Origin of the sequence: Legionella sheltonii, from assembly GCF_026191355.1 — a bacterium.
GTDB classification, from domain to species: Bacteria; Pseudomonadota; Gammaproteobacteria; order Legionellales; family Legionellaceae; genus Legionella; species Legionella sheltonii.
This window is the reverse complement of the sequence record NZ_JAPHOQ010000023.1, coordinates 1-17,760: the sequence shown is the minus strand read 5'-3', so window position 1 is coordinate 17,760 and position 17,760 is coordinate 1. Positions and strand designations below refer to the sequence as shown.

Genomic DNA, 17,760 nt, shown 5'->3' with positions numbered 1-17,760 from the left:
ACGAGCGTTCACTCTACGATGCTATTTTCCTTTTTTGAATATTTTTAAATTTACATACTCATGGTTACATTATTTAACGGCTCCACCTCATGACTCTCCTTCTGAGACTGATACTGCAAATGTTTTATATAGTGAATTCTGCGTGCCAAAGAACCTGTGTGATTGAAATCTTCTTGGCTCTCTATCTTTTCAAGCTTTTTCAATAAATCATCGATACCGGTGCTGTTTTGCACGATTTCATTTACCTTATCTACATGATGTCGAAACATGTGTAATGTAAAAAAACGTGCAGCCAAAGGGAAGCAATTGGTATTTTTGGTGTAATCATTTAAAAGATCCTTTGCACTCTCAAATAAATCTTCTGAGGTAAATTCTTTGTAACTATTTGGGAAGTACTCTTTGTTTCTGTAGGCATCCAGGTTTATTGTCCTTTCAGTTATATGATTGGAACAGTTCATCTCTTTAGGAACCTTGAGCGTTTTTACAGACATAGGTAATCTAATAATTAAATCACGTAAGACCGCATCATCAATAACGAGGTTTTTTGCGTCACTCCCTAAAAGAGAAATTTCTTTTACATGATTTGGGAAACTGCTAAAAAATGAAATCAGTTCTTTATGAGTGCAATTTTCAATGACGTCTGCATTAATCGTGAAATGAGTGACCTGTTTTGGAATAGCCTTGATTACTTCTTCTGGATTTTTCCATTTATGAGAGACATTAAAATGAACCTTAGTAATAAAGTCAGGAAGTTGTGTTAAATACTTGATGCAATCCTGCCTGGACTGCTCAGCCTTTTCAGATGGAGCAGGAGCGTTAAACACTGAATGAAAAAACATGACCGATGAGAATTTTGGGGGAAACAGATCCAATTTTTCAGCCATTTCCGGACTTGTTATAATGATATCCGGTTTTTTGATCTCCAAGTCCTCGACCAAATCAAATGCTTCATTGAGAAGCTCTTTTGTTATTGACGTTTCTTCCTCTACAAGACAATCAATCCAATTTCTACCCCCTCGATCAGGTATCATTTTTAGATTTGCAGTTTGTTTTTGAGGGGTACCTTTAGTACCTTGCACTTTGAATAGTAAGAATTTGCCCATAATTATATCTCCAATCGCTCAAATCGATATAAAACTTAATTAGAGGCAAGTGAGAAATTCTTCGAATGGGTTACAGGATTTGCTTCGCCGCATCAAAGTCTCAAGAAAAAGCCTTTTGCTTTTTCTTATTCTTTGCCTCAGCGACAAACCCGTTTAATGATTAAAACTAAGTGATGTACCAGTCCTCTAGCTTTCCCTAAGGAGAGGATATGTCGTTTGTTTATTATAACTACTGAATATTAAGAAAATATTAAGAATAACAAGCAATCAAAAAGATCTTTTTATATACAACTAGACTATAATCATATCAACTAAAATAATAAATTTTTTTATAAGTTTAGAAGAGGATATGTACATGAACAGCAAAAGTTTGAGCGCCTCAGACAGATCAAATAGTATTAGAAAAATCAATGAACTGATAAATAAAATTGAGTCAATGAATCTAGAGTTTTTAAATGAAAATTATCCAATTGGCAAACATGGGCCTCGGGTTGCCAAAGCAACCTCACTTCTTAGTGGCACTACCGCACCCGGTCATGCACTCGAAATTGAAGCATTAATTAATGATGCAAAACCTGAAACAATCAATAAAAAAGCTCAAGTATTAAATATTGACTCAGAGCAGTACGAAGATGCTGTTTATTTATACATGCAATTAGTATTAAAAATACTCGATACCGACGGGACAAAATGGAATAGATTACAAACCACTAGTGATCACTACAAAAAATTGAGGGGACTTATCGGTGATAGCAACAATAACAATGAAGTAAAAATAAAATTTATTGAAGAAACGATAGAACTTTTGTTAACTCGCTGTAAGTTAATTGTCAATTCAAAAGATGCAGCAGAATCAGATAAACAAAATGCACAAAATCTGTTGCACTACATTGAACAATGCAGAGAAAACGTAAGCGCTCCAAGAACCACAGGCTTACAATTTACAACTTAGGGGTATAATCTAAGCCAATATTCCAAGGCAACAGTTTTTCATAATCATCAACACTGTTGCAAAGAGGAGCGTTCTTTAACAACATGACATAGTAATGATAAGGGTCGAGATTGTGTAATTTAGCCGTTCTGATGATACTGAAGTGTAAACACAAGGCCTCAGCACCTTCAACAGAGGCGCAAAACAAGAAGTTCTTTCGAGCAATGACCAAGGGTTTGATTTCTTGTTCAGTAAGATTGTTATCGATTTCCAGACGCCCATCATCTAAAAAGCGCATCAGTCCATCTCTATATTTAACACAGTAATTGAGTGCTTTCCCAAGCGGTGATTGGGGCAAAGTTGTAGGATAGACCTTATCAACCCATGTATTAAAGGCTTCCATGAGTGGTTTGGATTTTTCCTGACGCAACTGGTGACGTTGGTCTGGATTCAGTTGATTATTTTTAGCCTCACGCTCTATTTTATAAAGCTCTTTAAAAAAGCGCATGGCTTCTTTGGCAATGCCTTTGCCTTTATTAGATTGGGCAATAGGTTCAAATTTTCTGCGCGCATGCGCGTTGCAATTGACAATGTGCGCATTGCTGCTACCCACAAGTTCAAAAAAATTGTCACCATCGACATGTAAATAGCCATTGAATCCGACAAACCAATCGTAAATAAATTGTTTGTGCTCCACATCGTTGTAGTCATAAAGAATAACGGATTTATCCGGTGGTCCACCCCGAATGCAATACACATAGGATTTGGTTTCTGCTTTTCTTCCAGGCTCATGCAAGACCTGCAAGGTCGTTGCATCACAACTGGCCACATCATACTCAATCACACTGTCTTTCAACAGATTATAAATGGGACGCAGTGGTGTCATTAACTCAATGAGCCAGCGCGCCATGGTTTGGCGTGAGCAATCAATACCATGTCGTTCGCTGAGTTGTCGCTCCAGATGGTACAGTGGTTGCCTGTCATCCAGCTTGCTGACCACCAGGAATGATAAAAACTCTTCTGTTGCTTTAATTTTGGGGAGAATTTGTTTGGGCGCTGCTGCGGTTACGATTTGATTCTCGCATCCTTTAGTGCAAGCAACTACTTCACGTCGTTGCTCCACAATTTCGATGACGCAAGGTTGGTAATGCAGTAGCTCTTTGGTTTCATAACGAATCACTGTTTTGCATGCACCACAGGCACATTGCTTGTCTTCATCAGATACCGGAATAATTTCAATGCGACGGGGTAGTTCTTTCTGCGCTTTTTTATTCTTCTTTCTTGTATGGGCAGCCACTGGTGTCATTTCTTCGGTCTGCTCACCGCTTGCTTCAGCCTGAGAAAAAATGCTCTGATTATTTTCAAACAAAGACAGCTGAGGATTTTCAGGGTCAATATAACGCTCAGAGCGCTTGCCAAAACGGTGACGGCGTAGCTCCATGATTTGTGCTTTTAAAGAATCATAGGCTTCCGCGTAGTGTTCATTGCGTGCTTGAGATAGAGCAAGCTCTGCTTTTAATGCGAGTATTTCGTTACTTAATTGCTCTATTTTTTCTTCGTACATCATGTTGAAATGGCACCTGTTTGCTGAGTCAATTATATCACATTACGTTGATTTTAAAAACAAATTAATCGTTTTTTGTAAATTATTTCTAATAGAAATTCGTAGCCAATACTTCCGGCAACAATGTGTGTTTTGCAAAATCCAATCCTGAGAGCAGCCAGCTTAATTGGTCATTGGTAAGGCTCATGACCGCGTCATCGTGTTTGGGAAATTTTAGTTTTCCTTGCTCCAATCGCTTATAACAGAGCCAAAACCCATTTCGCTCCCACCACAGCATTTTTATTTTATTGGCTTGGCGGTTTCTGAAAAGAAAAATTTGCCCTGATGTGGGGTTCAACTGAAGATGGTCGGAAATCAACATCACCAGTCCATCAATTTGTCGCCTAAAATCAATAGGCTTTGGATAGAGCCATATGCTTGCATTAAATGATAAAAACATGGCTAACCCCACAAGGACAACAACATTGGCAATAAAGTCTGGTCGTGAATTTTTAGCTCATGCCCATTGTTCAATACCAAGGTGCATACTGTCTCTGGAGCTCTTTGTGTCAGCTTATTTAATTGAATCGGTACTAATTTGGATGAAGCTATTTCTTCCCGATACTTTCGCTCCCAATAGCCAAATTGATGGTAGTTTAATTGATGCTTTCGACAGTACGTTACTCGCGACAAACCACTTTCTTTTTGATGCGTTACATGCTCCATCCATCTCTGTTCTTTCGTGCCATCTGTTTCTTGGGGGGATATAATTTGTGGGGATATATTCATCGTACTCTCCTCTCTAAATTGATGTTGCAGAGTATGACGAAACGGAGATAATTATTAAATTATGTAGTTGCTGGCGCGCTTACTAATTGTCAATTCAAAAGATGCAGCAGAATCAGATAAACAAAATGCACAAAATCTGTTGCACTACATTGAACAATGCAGAGAAAACAGCAGGCAAAACCCTTTTAACTCCACGAATGAATTTATCGCCATCCTCAGAGCAGCAACGAAAGAAGGCCTCATCGATTGGCTCAAACCCCAACTACTGCAAACTGATAAAGAGCGTTATCCTGCTATAGAACAACAAAAAGCAACAGAGTCGACTGTACTCCAAGGGCCTCGACAGAAGACTTTGCTGACAAAAACAATGGAACAGGCTATTCAAGCGATTATTTTAGGGATGGATATTCACACTGAGATCAATGCACGAGGTGAATATGTAATAAAAATACCTCGAGATACGATGCAAACCCTGCTTATTAATGAATATGCAAAAAACCGTAGAGAGTACCTTAAATTATGTGAGCAAGCAGAACGTCTTAATCAACCAAAACCACAAGCACCCAGTAAACCACCTGTAATTGAAGGCGAAGTTGTCATCAATTATACACAAGCATATAAGTATATTGATTTTGGCGTCATGGAGTTTGATGAATCCATACTGCAAAAATATTACTCAAGCACGAAACATTTTCAATATATGTATCCAGCGAATAAAACTTCAAATGAGATGCCTGATAAAAAGAAAGATACACCAATAGACGTAGATAGTTTTATGCAAGCCAGGAAAGAATTAGATCCTGTGGAAAATACAGGTGATCTATTAGATGCCGAAAAGAGGGCGATACATACTTATACCACTAATCGGTATTTAGAACTCAATTCATTGCTCAGATTTGGCACCCTACCACGAAAAGAGCAAAGGATTTCAATTCAATTAGAAGATGATCTGCAAAGAGCAGCAGCGTTTAAAGAGGCGCTTCCCACATTAGCAATCTTGATAAAAGCAACCAATAAAAAAGCACCCATTGGCCTTTATTTAGCGAATGATATTTCAGAGATAGAACAAGATATTAGTGATGACCATACAGCAAAAAAGCAAATGGACCCAACCAGTTTTTTAAAAAGTCAAAAATTATCTACCAAACCAGGTATCGTTCTAATCAACACACCACCTGGCTCACTCGATTATAAAGCTCATTTTATTAATAACAAAAGCATTATCAAACTGGATGATAAGACAACGAATTTGAGTATCGATTTAAAATTGTCTCAAACGGAACATGATATGCTGATGAATTCACCACGCTGCACGACAAACCCACACAAGCTGAGCCGTTTTGTAGCCGATTCTCATGCACTGGAATCCTATCGCCAGCAAATTGATTCCATTACAAGTAAGGTAATGAATCATATTCCTTCTGAACAGTTACATCTTTTACATTTTCAAACCGTGCGTGGTATGAAAGCATCTTCAGAGGTAATGAAAAATAAAGCCGTCCCCGAAATCATGAACAGCTATTTGGCCAATGGCACCTTCACTGAAGATGCGATGACAAGCACCTCAACATCAGTAGAAACTGCTCAAATTTTTGCGGGCGTTGCAACCGATGAAAAATTGCCCATTATGCTTTATATAAATAACGCGAATGAAATGGATATTAGCAGCTTGTCTGCTTATCCCAGTGAAGAAGAAATACTGAAACCAGGGCAAACGCAATATCTTGTTACCTATGTAAAAGAAACCCTTAAATTTACTGAATTACATCTTGATGAAGCACGACCCGTACTTCCCTATCTTGATCAGATTGTATTTAACCAGACTCTTATTCGTTTACGAGAGCTATTGATTGCCATCGAAAACCAACTGGCATTGGCCCATCTTGTTGCTGATAATCCTCTATTGCGCAACCTCATTAGCTTTACCAGCATGGCCAATGCAACCAATATGTCGTCTGCAGAATACGCTCATCAATTAAATTTAATGTTAAATGAGTTGGTCACGCTATTACCCCCTCCTAACTCAATACAAAAAAATTCACTACCCATCGAGCTAAACACCAACATTGAAAATTTGTATGCACTATTAAAATCGCCACAATATCAAGAGCTAACGTCATTGCCACCTTTGAGTTCTGACCTCGAGTCTGAAATAGCTCCAGCCAAAGTCAGCGGCAATACTCCTGTTCGGGTTAGTGAAACAAGGCTAGGGATATTTTCAACACTCAATAAAAGCAAAAGCCAACCAACAGGACCTCAATCAGAAAATACAGATCCACCTGATGCTACGTCATCGAATAAAGATTTCAATTAAGCATGTAATAGTCCGCAAACCCTCCTTCGCGGAAAAGGATTTGAATCAATTCTCAAAACAGGAAACACTACTCCCAGGTTACGTTGTATGAGTAATTATCCCAGTGTAATTCAGCTGTAGTGCCTTTGGATATTGAGGTTACCCCTGCCGGGGTTCCGGTATAGATAATGTCCCCTGATTTTAAGGGAAAAAACTGGCTGATATAAACTAATAAATCTTCAGGCCGCATCATCATGTCTGCTCCTTTGGCGCGTTGCTTGAGCGTGCCATTAATAAGCAGTTGAAATTCGGTATTCAGATAATCACGAAACTGATGATAGGAAATCCATGGGCCTAGAACAGCTGCATCTTTAAAGACCTTAGCAGTAGTCCAGGGATGTCCTTGTTTTTTTAGTTCAGATTGACGTGCTCTTAAAGTCATATCAAGACCAATGGTAATGTCTGAAATCGCATTGCGGGCTTCATCATCTGTCATTTTATACCCATCACAGGCTACGCGTAGAACAATTTCACATTCAGGTTGTACGGCGTTGTCTTCATTGGGAAAATCAAGATAGAGATGCTCACCCCAGCCAGAGGCTTGTCTCAGGACACTGGGTGGTTTTAAAAACAATACCGGTTTTTCGGGCATTGCATCACCAAGTTCCTTGGCATGCTCAAGATAATTTTTTCCTACACAAACTATTTTGTCTATAGGCATATGATTTCATACCTTATGATTTAAGTAATAAGTTGTTCGTCCCATAATTCTTAAGGATCTCCATGGCAGTTGCAACAGTACTGGTTCAGATCATTCAAATATTTTTGCAAGCTATTGATTAAGAGCATACTTAAACCAGTAGAAGGTTTCATATCTCAAGATATTTTTAATGTTTGCTTAATGATGAGCCTCTCTCTATAGTAGAATCACCTGGAAATTTGAGTATTATTTTTTGCAACATGTCTGAAAAAATCTATTGGGTTTATATTTTACGATGTAACAACCAAAGTTATTACACCGGATATACAGATAATCTCGAGAGGCGTTTTCAAGAACACCTCTCAGGCAAAGGAAGTAAATATACGCGAAGCTTTAAACCCCTTTCAATTGCTCAAAGCTGGGAGGTAAGAGGGGGCAAACTAATCGCAATGCGCATAGAACGTTACATTAAAAAACTTTCTAAATATCAAAAAGAACAACTGGTGCTCAATCCTTATTCTGATACCTTAATCAACATTTTATCCCATGAGGTTTCATCGTAATTTATTTTTTTAAATAACAAATAAATAGTTTAGCATCTATCCCCTTGAAAACACGAATACCTAAGTCGTGCCTTGGCCCATAGCCGTCAGGCTAAGGGTTTAAAAGTCATCCCCTGTAGATAAATGCAAGCCAAAAATAGTTTTCATTTTTATATTTTTTATAGCAAAGAGAGAGAGGCTTTCATAAAAAGAATTGAGGAATAATTTGAATCGGTAGGAGGAAGCTAAAGCGGGAACTAAATCAGAGACGCTGATGATTAATAATTTGCAAGCTTTATAAAAAGAGAGTTCAAACTCAAGTTGAATTTTATCAAAAGCAGTAAAAAATTCCTTGGCAAAATCACCGATAATATAAAACAATTCCACTAAATTATCCGTCTTAGTCCTTTTAGCTAATTCTTATAGGAAACTCAATTACCACCCAACTTAATATATTGATCGTAAATCATTTATATTAAGAGTTTGGCGCAAGTGAGTTTAATTCGTACCAAATTTTAGTTGGAATTTAGCATGTTGTTTTTTTATTGACTCATTAGAATTTTTATGGAATATTATGCCCCTTTAAAAATCTTAATGGCCAATACAAGATATTTGTACGATGTGATCTTAAGCCTATTCACAGCTCTCTCTTGGCAATAATACCTTCCCAAGAACCCTTAATTGTTGGCAAACCCAGTCTTGTTGAAGAAAATTAATCAGTCAAGGTCTTATGTTATTCTTGCTTAACAGATATGGCCGCTCGTGGGTTAACTTAGCGGCAGTACCTTAAGCCAGTAGAATGAAAACATAAGTATTGCAGAAGCAATTCTTATGAATTTTATCAAGGTTATACTTTTTTTAAAAATAATTCGGTGGTTTATATTATGTTTACAAAGAAAGAAACAAATCCTTCTAATCTGCGTCACCAAAAAATAGTTGAAGAGCTAACTAAGTTGGCTAAAAGCAATGATGAAATGGGTCGAATATGTAAGCAGGCTCTTTCATTGACAAAAAAAAGAAATTACGAGGCGGCTTTAAAGTTGGTGGAACCCCTACACGATTCTGAAGTTTATTTTACAAATAAACCTCTAGTTCGGGCGGTTTCTAATTTACGAAAAGAGGTAAATTTTAAGTTATTTCAGAAAGCCTCATCTCCTATTCCACAAAGAACACCTCTTAGCACAGAAGATAGGCTAAACAATCCACGGGAAATTAAGTCCGCTAGAGACTTTTTGCGAATACATTTTACCTCATCCTACGATGATGACACTGATGATTTACTTGTCTCTTGGAATAAAGCCTTGAAATTTGGAGCAAAAGAAAAAGGAACTCAAGATATTCCTCGTGATCTCCAACAATTAGAGCATGTTCTTTTAATTATTAATTTTCTTTTAAAATATCGCGGCAACAGGGGTATTGCAGTCCCTGTCGATATTGAATTGGATGATTTTCATGCAGAGGTTCTTGAAAACTGGGGGGTTAGCTCTGCTAGGGAGCTTCTTTTGCAGATGTGCCAAACGCTATACCATGTATCAGATGACACCCTGAATAAATACAGCAAATTATTTATTCCTGCCCCCTTTACCTGGATAACATTTGAGCAATTTGGTGGCTTAATGGGGGAAGATATCACGGAAAATTCCTTGCTATTAGACACAGAATATCTAAGCTCCATAGGTTCAAGTGAAGTAGAAAAAAAGAAATGCTATTTTTCAGCGCTTAACCGATTGGTTAATGAGTTGGCTCATACTGGTGATATTCTTATTCACGCACTTCCTGATATCATCGAGAAAGACCTTCCGATTTTAAAGGAATGCGTAGAAAAAATGAGAGCCGAATTAGATGCAAAAAGGCCTGATAGTTTAATCCAACCTGTTTCTTTACTTAATATACAAGCTTTAACACAGCGTCTGATAGATACCAATACGTATAAAAATGTTTTATCTTTGTTGTCATTTGTTCATCAATCCATTGATAAAGCTAGAAATTCTAAACCCAAGAAAGATGAATACAAAGATACGTTCCTATACTTTTCTTCAAAAGTAGGCCGGCACGCAGCTTTAAGGTATTTGCAAAAACTAGGAGAATATCTAACAGGAAAGAATTTTTATAGTGCCTATAATGAGTCGGTCTCTTGGGAAGATCTTGTCAGTTTAAGGAATATTATTGTTCATCAGGATCAAGATAATAATAAATATGTCGTGGATCTTTTGCTTAAAGACCCTCACCAGTTGAAGCAAATAGTTCAGGTAGAATTAAAAGAGCTTATTATCTTTTTATTGGATAACTTGCTATTACGTGAACAAAAAACCTCTGTTTTAGAAGGAAACTTTCAAGAGCATTGGTTAAATATTTATAAAGCACAAGAAAAAAAAGCTGTGGATCAATTTGCATCATCCCCAAAAAGAAATGCTAAAAGCCTCTTAACGTCCAAAGAAGATGAAGAATTTTTTATAGGTTTTCTGATAAGAAAGAATGCTCCGCAAGAAGTAGAAGATTTGTGGCGCAAAATTTTGCGGGGCGAAGAAAAATCACCGCTGACCACCAAAGAAGAAGGACAATTCAGACAAGCATATTTCCCCACGAAGAAAGACGATTTCCAGAGTTTTACAAGGTTAAGTCAGATCATGAGGAATGCCTTAAGTCCACCTAAGCTAAAAAAAAGCCAGCGAGAAGAAATGCTTAGGAAAATACAGGAAGAGGCTAAACAACGTGAAATGGAGAAAAAAAACAAAATGAAGGGATTGGATACTATTCGGAGTATCGTTGAAATTTCTAAAAAACACCAGGATGAAGGTCATACTCTAAGTCCTTTAGACAGGATTAATGCGGCTATAGAGGCTCTAGATAACATGAGAGAATTTCTAACCGAAGAGTTATCTATTTTGCAATATTATCCTTTACAAAAACAAGGAGAAATCCTTGCTGTAAGACTGCTGGCTAAACCGATATTGCGTGCGGCTCTTGAATATAATTTTGGTCAGCTAGTGCAGCACCTGCAAATTATTCGTCAATTACATGCTTATCAAAAAACCAGTTTCTTAGAGGAGAATTACTCAAACTTAAAGCGATTAAGAAATTATGTTGAACATGATAATGCAATCATGATGAGTGCTGTTTCTTCTGAATCAGACAGTCCTATTCTTAATCGTACTATTTTGGATAGTCAAACACTTTATCCTATGTACATAAACCTAATCATTGAGTTAGCTCCTGAATTACAACAGATCAAGATGAGAATAGCTCCCCCGCCTAAAGAAAATAAATCAGCGACATTGGGTTATATTTATCAACAACCTGTATCTAGACCTTGTCCTACTAGTCAAACATTGTTTTTTTTCAATCCAGTTAACACTACTAATGTCAACAATACAAGAAAGCGTGAAGAAAAAGAGCCGGAAAAGGAAAAAGAGAGGAATTATACTTTCTAACCATATTGGTCGGGCAAGTTTGCCCTGATCTTGCATGAAAAAAATGGACGCCAAGTTAAGCAACTTGTTTGACCTCATATAACTCGGGTGATTGGTACCCCAATCGAAGAGGACGTAGAGGGTTAGGCCTTGAATTGTGAGTTTTCAATTATAAGTTGATTCTTGATTCAAGGCCTGACCCCATATGTGTTTGCCGCAAATCTACTCCGCATCCATCATTTTAAGGCCGCTATTCTCAGTCTCCAAGTCTTTTAGACGAGATATCATCGAGACATCCATACCTCAATATTTTGCTCGCTATTTATAAAAAGTAGCTGTAGTGTAAGCGCTCCAAGAACCACAGGCTTACAATTTACAACTTAGGGGTATAATCTAAGCCAATATTCCAAGGCAACAGTTTTTCATAATCATCAACACTGTTGCAAAGAGGAGCGTTCTTTAACAACATGACATAGTAATGATAAGGGTCGAGATTGTGTAATTTAGCCGTTCTGATGATACTGAAGTGTAAACACAAGGCCTCAGCACCTTCAACAGAGGCGCAAAACAAGAAGTTCTTTCGAGCAATGACCAAGGGTTTGATTTCTTGTTCAGTAAGATTGTTATCGATTTCCAGACGCCCATCATCTAAAAAGCGCATCAGTCCATCTCTATATTTAACACAGTAATTGAGTGCTTTCCCAAGCGGTGATTGGGGCAAAGTTGTAGGATAGACCTTATCAACCCATGTATTAAAGGCTTCCATGAGTGGTTTGGATTTTTCCTGACGCAACTGGTGACGTTGGTCTGGATTCAGTTGATTATTTTTAGCCTCACGCTCTATTTTATAAAGCTCTTTAAAAAAGCGCATGGCTTCTTTGGCAATGCCTTTGCCTTTATTAGATTGGGCAATAGGTTCAAATTTTCTGCGCGCATGCGCGTTGCAATTGACAATGTGCGCATTGCTGCTACCCACAAGTTCAAAAAAATTGTCACCATCGACATGTAAATAGCCATTGAATCCGACAAACCAATCGTAAATAAATTGTTTGTGCTCCACATCGTTGTAGTCATAAAGAATAACGGATTTATCCGGTGGTCCACCCCGAATGCAATACACATAGGATTTGGTTTCTGCTTTTCTTCCAGGCTCATGCAAGACCTGCAAGGTCGTTGCATCACAACTGGCCACATCATACTCAATCACACTGTCTTTCAACAGATTATAAATGGGACGCAGTGGTGTCATTAACTCAATGAGCCAGCGCGCCATGGTTTGGCGTGAGCAATCAATACCATGTCGTTCGCTGAGTTGTCGCTCCAGATGGTACAGTGGTTGCCTGTCATCCAGCTTGCTGACCACCAGGAATGATAAAAACTCTTCTGTTGCTTTAATTTTGGGGAGAATTTGTTTGGGCGCTGCTGCGGTTACGATTTGATTCTCGCATCCTTTAGTGCAAGCAACTACTTCACGTCGTTGCTCCACAATTTCGATGACGCAAGGTTGGTAATGCAGTAGCTCTTTGGTTTCATAACGAATCACTGTTTTGCATGCACCACAGGCACATTGCTTGTCTTCATCAGATACCGGAATAATTTCAATGCGACGGGGTAGTTCTTTCTGCGCTTTTTTATTCTTCTTTCTTGTATGGGCAGCCACTGGTGTCATTTCTTCGGTCTGCTCACCGCTTGCTTCAGCCTGAGAAAAAATGCTCTGATTATTTTCAAACAAAGACAGCTGAGGATTTTCAGGGTCAATATAACGCTCAGAGCGCTTGCCAAAACGGTGACGGCGTAGCTCCATGATTTGTGCTTTTAAAGAATCATAGGCTTCCGCGTAGTGTTCATTGCGTGCTTGAGATAGAGCAAGCTCTGCTTTTAATGCGAGTATTTCGTTACTTAATTGCTCTATTTTTTCTTCGTACATCATGTTGAAATGGCACCTGTTTGCTGAGTCAATTATATCACATTACGTTGATTTTAAAAACAAATTAATCGTTTTTTGTAAATTATTTCTAATAGAAATTCGTAGCCAATACTTCCGGCAACAATGTGTGTTTTGCAAAATCCAATCCTGAGAGCAGCCAGCTTAATTGGTCATTGGTAAGGCTCATGACCGCGTCATCGTGTTTGGGAAATTTTAGTTTTCCTTGCTCCAATCGCTTATAACAGAGCCAAAACCCATTTCGCTCCCACCACAGCATTTTTATTTTATTGGCTTGGCGGTTTCTGAAAAGAAAAATTTGCCCTGATGTGGGGTTCAACTGAAGATGGTCGGAAATCAACATCACCAGTCCATCAATTTGTCGCCTAAAATCAATAGGCTTTGGATAGAGCCATATGCTTGCATTAAATGATAAAAACATGGCTAACCCCACAAGGACAACAACATTGGCAATAAAGTCTGGTCGTGAATTTTTAGCTCATGCCCATTGTTCAATACCAAGGTGCATACTGTCTCTGGAGCTCTTTGTGTCAGCTTATTTAATTGAATCGGTACTAATTTGGATGAAGCTATTTCTTCCCGATACTTTCGCTCCCAATAGCCAAATTGATGGTAGTTTAATTGATGCTTTCGACAGTACGTTACTCGCGACAAACCACTTTCTTTTTGATGCGTTACATGCTCCATCCATCTCTGTTCTTTCGTGCCATCTGTTTCTTGGGGGGATATAATTTGTGGGGATATATTCATCGTACTCTCCTCTCTAAATTGATGTTGCAGAGTATGACGAAACGGAGATAATTATTAAATTATGTAGTTGCTGGCGCGCTTACGCTGTAGTAGACTAGGATTGGATTTATAAGATAATTAAAGCTTAGGCGTATTTTTTAAAAATTCTTCTAAATCGTCAGCTACTTGACTCGTTCTAAACGCCTTCTTAAAAAAAATAAAATCATGAACTTGTTGATCCTTGGATGTTTTTATCACATTAGCAATCGGCTGACTTAAATATTTTTGAACTTCGTCTAGTGTTTTCATATCCTTGGCATCTTCTATCTTTTCTTTTAAATCTCTGATTGCTTTGTATTTAGGATCATCCTTTTTTTTATGTTTGGGGTCTTCTGGTTTTCCATTAAAAAAATCTTTCCAATGTTGTTTTTTAAAACTATTTTTTAAACCAGTTAAATAGTTTTGAATTTTAATAGATTCTTCATATTCTTTTTGAAATAAAATTTTAAATGTGCTCTCTTTAGGATTTTGTGTAATGACTAAATCACCTTTTAATTCAACGTCGCCTACTTTATAACTTGAATTTAAAGTCACTCCACTTATTTTATTATGAGTTCCTGTATCAAATATTTGCACGCTTCTAGCACCTGTCAATTCTGCGACACCAGGAACATCTTTAAAAGAATGAACATGTGTGTTTCCCATCAATGCACACCACTTTTCCCCTGAGCCAGCTTCCTTTTTTATAATTTCATGAGCAGTATAGTTCATGTATCTCTGTCTTTTATCATCTAATTGTTCATTGTCATAGCCAATCTTTTGTGCTTTATAAGTCGTGCTAACATCAATTCCAACAACTCTTATACCCGCCTCACGCGCTGCATATAAAACATCGGTGAAACTATACTTTACCACTTCGTCACCTATGATTAGCTGATGTCTTTCCATTTCCCTTAATCTTGCTTGAAGTGTACCTGATAAAGGAGCATCTTTTGTTTGAAAAAATTTATTTAAATCATTTTGATCGGTGTCATAAAAAAAATGTTCCATAAATAAAATTTCAAAGCCTTCTTTTTTTAACATCTTCATGTTTTCAATTAAAAATCGTTTAGAACTAATATGCTGATGGGCTTCGCCAATGATAAAGGAGGATTTTTTTAAATCTTCAGCTTCTTTTAAAGGCTCGTTTGCTTTTTTAACCGGCGGGTTGCTTATGAATTCAGCAATGGTTTTGCCCATCGCTTCCGAATCCAAAGTATATTGATAAGTTGAATCAAATTCCGCTCCTCGGGTAGGAACAAATTGTTGACAAAACTCTATATTTTTCTTGTTTTCTTTGTAATGACTTAAAGTGACAAAAGTATAAGTGTCCCCGCCACTGGATACAAATGCTACATTATTATCACCCTTTGACCTCATGAGCGCAAAACCAATTCAATTTGTATTTATTTTAATTATATAGCATGTTTATAATTTTATTTTTGTAAAATTCATACAATTTTAGTTATTTTTATATCAAATTGTTTTACCCATCGCTTTTAACATCATTTGAAAATAGGGATTGAATAAACTGTTTTGTTAAAGCTTTTTCTCTCGCATTGAAATCAATACCAAAATCAACCACAACCACTTTTTATGAAACCTATTTTAAAGATATCCAACAAAAGTCCATTATGGCGCTGGAGCACTGTTGCCGAGTGGTTTTATAAACAAGCATAGACTTAGAGGGTCAGGCCTTGAATTGTGAATTTTCAATTAAAAGTTGATTCATAATTCAAGGCCTGACCCTATATGTGATATGTGAAATTGAATCCAAGTACATTAAACAGTTTATGGGAGGTACCTATTCTGATTCTGGGATTCCGGGACTAGTTGGCAAATTTCATCCAAAATTACGCTTTAAATGGAATGAGCAAAAAAATTTGATGTAGAGTCAGAGGGTCAGGCCTTGAATTGTGAATTTTCAATTAGAAGTTGATTCATAATTCAAGGCCTGACCCCATATATCCGTTTAACTTCTTATAAAGTGAGTAAAAAACAACTGATACAAGCTTTTTCTTATATCAGTAATTATGTATTAGAGTGGGGAAATTATGATTGTGCAAATTTATGACGGGATCGTTCAGGGCCTGCCCCCATATGTGCGGACCGTCCCCGTGTAGTGTCTGTCAAACCACTTCTTATCTGGATTAGGTATCCTATAGCGGCAAATTAGATTTAGAATTTCCTCGACAAATCATATTCTGGTCATTAGGTATTGATACTAGAGGTTTGAAAAGGTTTGGCATTTTAACAACTGTCCCAGGAATGCCTTTTTTTTCAAGCACTTCATTACACGCTGCGATTAATTTGAGATCATAGCGACTATTATTAAATATTAGCGCTTTACGCACAAACTCTTTTATGTGCTCAGCATATTTAGATAATTTTCCAATGCTATCCATATAATCAATAATAACTGAAGCATGATCTTTTTTATTCTTTTTTAATGCATAGAAAAATGGGTCAAGCTGATTTTTTTTATGACGTTGGAAATTAGTAACAGAAGGTTTAATTTTCTGCAGTAGATGCTTTAAATAATTGGGGGAACCATTATCAATCAATGTAAAAATTGGCGTTCTATGATTCCTATCTTTGAAATCTAAGCCCGGTTTTTCTATAAGCAGATCTAAAGCAGCTAATCGATTTTTTATGTCTCGAGGTGTTCTATCTAGGGAGGTACCCAAGCAAGCAAGATGTAAGGCGGTACGGCCCGACATTGATTGCTGAATCGTTGTATCCATAATAGGATTCTGGAGTAATTTCTTCAATACAGTTACGTTACCCAGAAAAGCGGCCATCAAAAGTAAAGTGATACGCTCCTGCTGCCACAGCGGCATGAATTGCCCATCTTTTACTTTTAAAATTGGCAACGGCAAATGAGAAATAGAATCATATTTTCTGATATTTCTATTTTGTAGCATTTCGTAAACAGGTTTAGGTAGAAAAGCAGTATCTTCTTTGGTAATACCTAAGGGGCTAAGATCATACGTACAGTTTGCAAAATTGTAAGGAACAGGATGATAGTTATCCTGATACTCTTCAAAAATTTCCTGAGCACATCTAAAATTATCCGAAGGGTGTAAAAAGAGAGGTTTAAAGCAAAAATAATAATCTTTACCATAATCAACTAATAATTGCTCATCTTCATAAATATCTCTGGCGGCAACGACCAACATTCTCTTTTTCTTTTCTATAAATTCGACATTTTCCTGAATGGTTGAAGCATTAATAAAACGAGAGACATTTCCCTGGTATTTTGCATCAAGTATTTTGTTCCTGTTTTTCAAAAACATAAAATAATCTCTGTCTTTCTTTTCGTCCTGATTTTCCTCATCGGAAACTTTTTCACCAGTGTACTCGAATAAAACAGTTCCCTTTTTGATAAAACGCCTGGCGTAAACACCATAGTGAATTTGCTGTGATGAAATGAGATTCAGAGGCGCAATGTAAACCAGATCGGGTTTGTCTTTTTTGCCACTTTTGTATTGAAAGTTAACCTGGGAACCATTGACTGATAAGTGAATTGAATTCTCTAGCTCTTGAATGGATTTATTATCATCAAGATAGAATATAGGTCTGTGACTTTGTCCAGGAGTAGTCGTAGGAAAACGGTTGTCGTCTATCACCAACTCTTTCTCTCTTCCCTTGCCTTCATCATGAATAGTAAGGATCTGTACCTCTTCATTATTCGCCTCCACTGTTTGAGTCATAACCTCTTTTTGTTGTAGCTCAT

General features: G+C 37.3%; 15 protein-coding genes. 4 read left to right on the top strand and 11 right to left on the bottom strand.

Going from position 1 to position 17,760, the window contains the following annotated elements; all coding sequences use genetic code 11:
- Nucleotides 1–50 precede the first annotated feature (50 nt).
- Nucleotides 51–1,103 (bottom strand): DUF5617 domain-containing protein, encoded by a 1,053-nt coding sequence (locus tag OQJ26_RS18735; protein WP_265705210.1) that lies wholly within the window; start codon nt 1,101–1,103, stop codon nt 51–53.
- A 355-nt stretch (nt 1,104–1,458) separates the two neighbouring features.
- Here OQJ26_RS18735 and OQJ26_RS18730 point away from each other — a divergent pair, with 355 nt between their 5' ends.
- The gene (locus tag OQJ26_RS18730; RefSeq protein WP_265705209.1) at nt 1,459–2,055 is read left to right on the top strand and encodes a hypothetical protein; all 597 of its coding nucleotides are present in this window, start codon (nt 1,459–1,461) and stop codon (nt 2,053–2,055) included.
- On the opposite strand, the gene tnpC (OQJ26_RS18725) is transcribed toward OQJ26_RS18730, so the two are convergent.
- The 3 genes from tnpC (OQJ26_RS18725) to tnpA (OQJ26_RS18715) form a co-directional block, all read right to left on the bottom strand.
- Nucleotides 2,045–3,601: an IS66 family transposase gene (gene tnpC, locus OQJ26_RS18725; protein ID WP_265702303.1), complete on the bottom strand. Its 1,557-nt coding sequence runs from the start codon at nt 3,599–3,601 to the stop codon at nt 2,045–2,047. The genes OQJ26_RS18730 and tnpC (OQJ26_RS18725) overlap by 11 nt on opposite strands.
- An 85-nt stretch (nt 3,602–3,686) precedes the next feature.
- Nucleotides 3,687–4,037: an IS66 family insertion sequence element accessory protein TnpB gene (tnpB, locus tag OQJ26_RS18720; RefSeq protein WP_265702305.1), complete on the bottom strand. Its 351-nt coding sequence runs from the start codon at nt 4,035–4,037 to the stop codon at nt 3,687–3,689.
- A gap of 2 nt (nt 4,038–4,039) precedes the next feature.
- The gene (gene tnpA / locus OQJ26_RS18715; protein WP_265702306.1) at nt 4,040–4,366 is read right to left on the bottom strand and encodes an IS66 family insertion sequence element accessory protein TnpA; all 327 of its coding nucleotides are present in this window, start codon (nt 4,364–4,366) and stop codon (nt 4,040–4,042) included.
- Between the two features lie 67 nt (nt 4,367–4,433).
- On the opposite strand from tnpA (OQJ26_RS18715), the gene OQJ26_RS18710 reads away from it, so the two are divergent.
- A complete protein-coding gene (locus OQJ26_RS18710; RefSeq protein ID WP_265705208.1) occupies nt 4,434–6,680 on the top strand; it encodes an ADP-ribosyltransferase family protein in 2,247 nt (748 codons plus the stop codon).
- A 67-nt stretch (nt 6,681–6,747) separates the two neighbouring features.
- Here OQJ26_RS18710 and OQJ26_RS18705 read toward each other — a convergent pair whose 3' ends face one another.
- A complete protein-coding gene (locus OQJ26_RS18705) occupies nt 6,748–7,380 on the bottom strand; it encodes a fumarylacetoacetate hydrolase family protein (RefSeq protein WP_265705207.1) in 633 nt (210 codons plus the stop codon).
- Nucleotides 7,381–7,619: 239 nt separating this feature from the next.
- Between OQJ26_RS18705 and OQJ26_RS18700 the strand changes: the two genes are divergently transcribed.
- Nucleotides 7,620–7,922: a GIY-YIG nuclease family protein gene (locus OQJ26_RS18700; RefSeq protein ID WP_265705206.1), complete on the top strand. Its 303-nt coding sequence runs from the start codon at nt 7,620–7,622 to the stop codon at nt 7,920–7,922.
- A gap of 99 nt (nt 7,923–8,021) precedes the next feature.
- Here the strand turns inward: OQJ26_RS18700 and OQJ26_RS18695 are convergent, their stop codons facing one another.
- Complete coding sequence (locus OQJ26_RS18695) at nt 8,022–8,288, bottom strand: hypothetical protein (RefSeq protein ID WP_265705205.1); 267 nt, start codon at nt 8,286–8,288, stop codon at nt 8,022–8,024.
- Between the two features lie 497 nt (nt 8,289–8,785).
- Here OQJ26_RS18695 and OQJ26_RS18690 point away from each other — a divergent pair, with 497 nt between their 5' ends.
- Complete coding sequence (locus OQJ26_RS18690) at nt 8,786–11,332, top strand: hypothetical protein (protein WP_265705204.1); 2,547 nt, start codon at nt 8,786–8,788, stop codon at nt 11,330–11,332.
- A 352-nt stretch (nt 11,333–11,684) separates the two neighbouring features.
- On the opposite strand, the gene tnpC (OQJ26_RS18685) is transcribed toward OQJ26_RS18690, so the two are convergent.
- The 5 genes from tnpC (OQJ26_RS18685) to OQJ26_RS18665 form a co-directional block, all read right to left on the bottom strand.
- Complete coding sequence (gene tnpC, locus OQJ26_RS18685) at nt 11,685–13,241, bottom strand: IS66 family transposase (protein WP_265702303.1); 1,557 nt, start codon at nt 13,239–13,241, stop codon at nt 11,685–11,687.
- 85 nt (nt 13,242–13,326) lie between these two features.
- The gene (gene tnpB, locus OQJ26_RS18680) at nt 13,327–13,677 is read right to left on the bottom strand and encodes an IS66 family insertion sequence element accessory protein TnpB (protein WP_265702305.1); all 351 of its coding nucleotides are present in this window, start codon (nt 13,675–13,677) and stop codon (nt 13,327–13,329) included.
- 2 nt (nt 13,678–13,679) lie between these two features.
- Nucleotides 13,680–14,006: an IS66 family insertion sequence element accessory protein TnpA gene (gene tnpA, locus OQJ26_RS18675; protein ID WP_265702306.1), complete on the bottom strand. Its 327-nt coding sequence runs from the start codon at nt 14,004–14,006 to the stop codon at nt 13,680–13,682.
- 117 nt (nt 14,007–14,123) lie between these two features.
- The gene (locus OQJ26_RS18670) at nt 14,124–15,404 is read right to left on the bottom strand and encodes a membrane-targeted effector domain-containing toxin (protein ID WP_265705203.1); all 1,281 of its coding nucleotides are present in this window, start codon (nt 15,402–15,404) and stop codon (nt 14,124–14,126) included.
- A 779-nt stretch (nt 15,405–16,183) separates the two neighbouring features.
- Nucleotides 16,184–17,760 (bottom strand): SET domain-containing protein-lysine N-methyltransferase (locus OQJ26_RS18665; protein WP_265705202.1); only part of this gene is annotated, 1,577 nt, incomplete at its 5' end.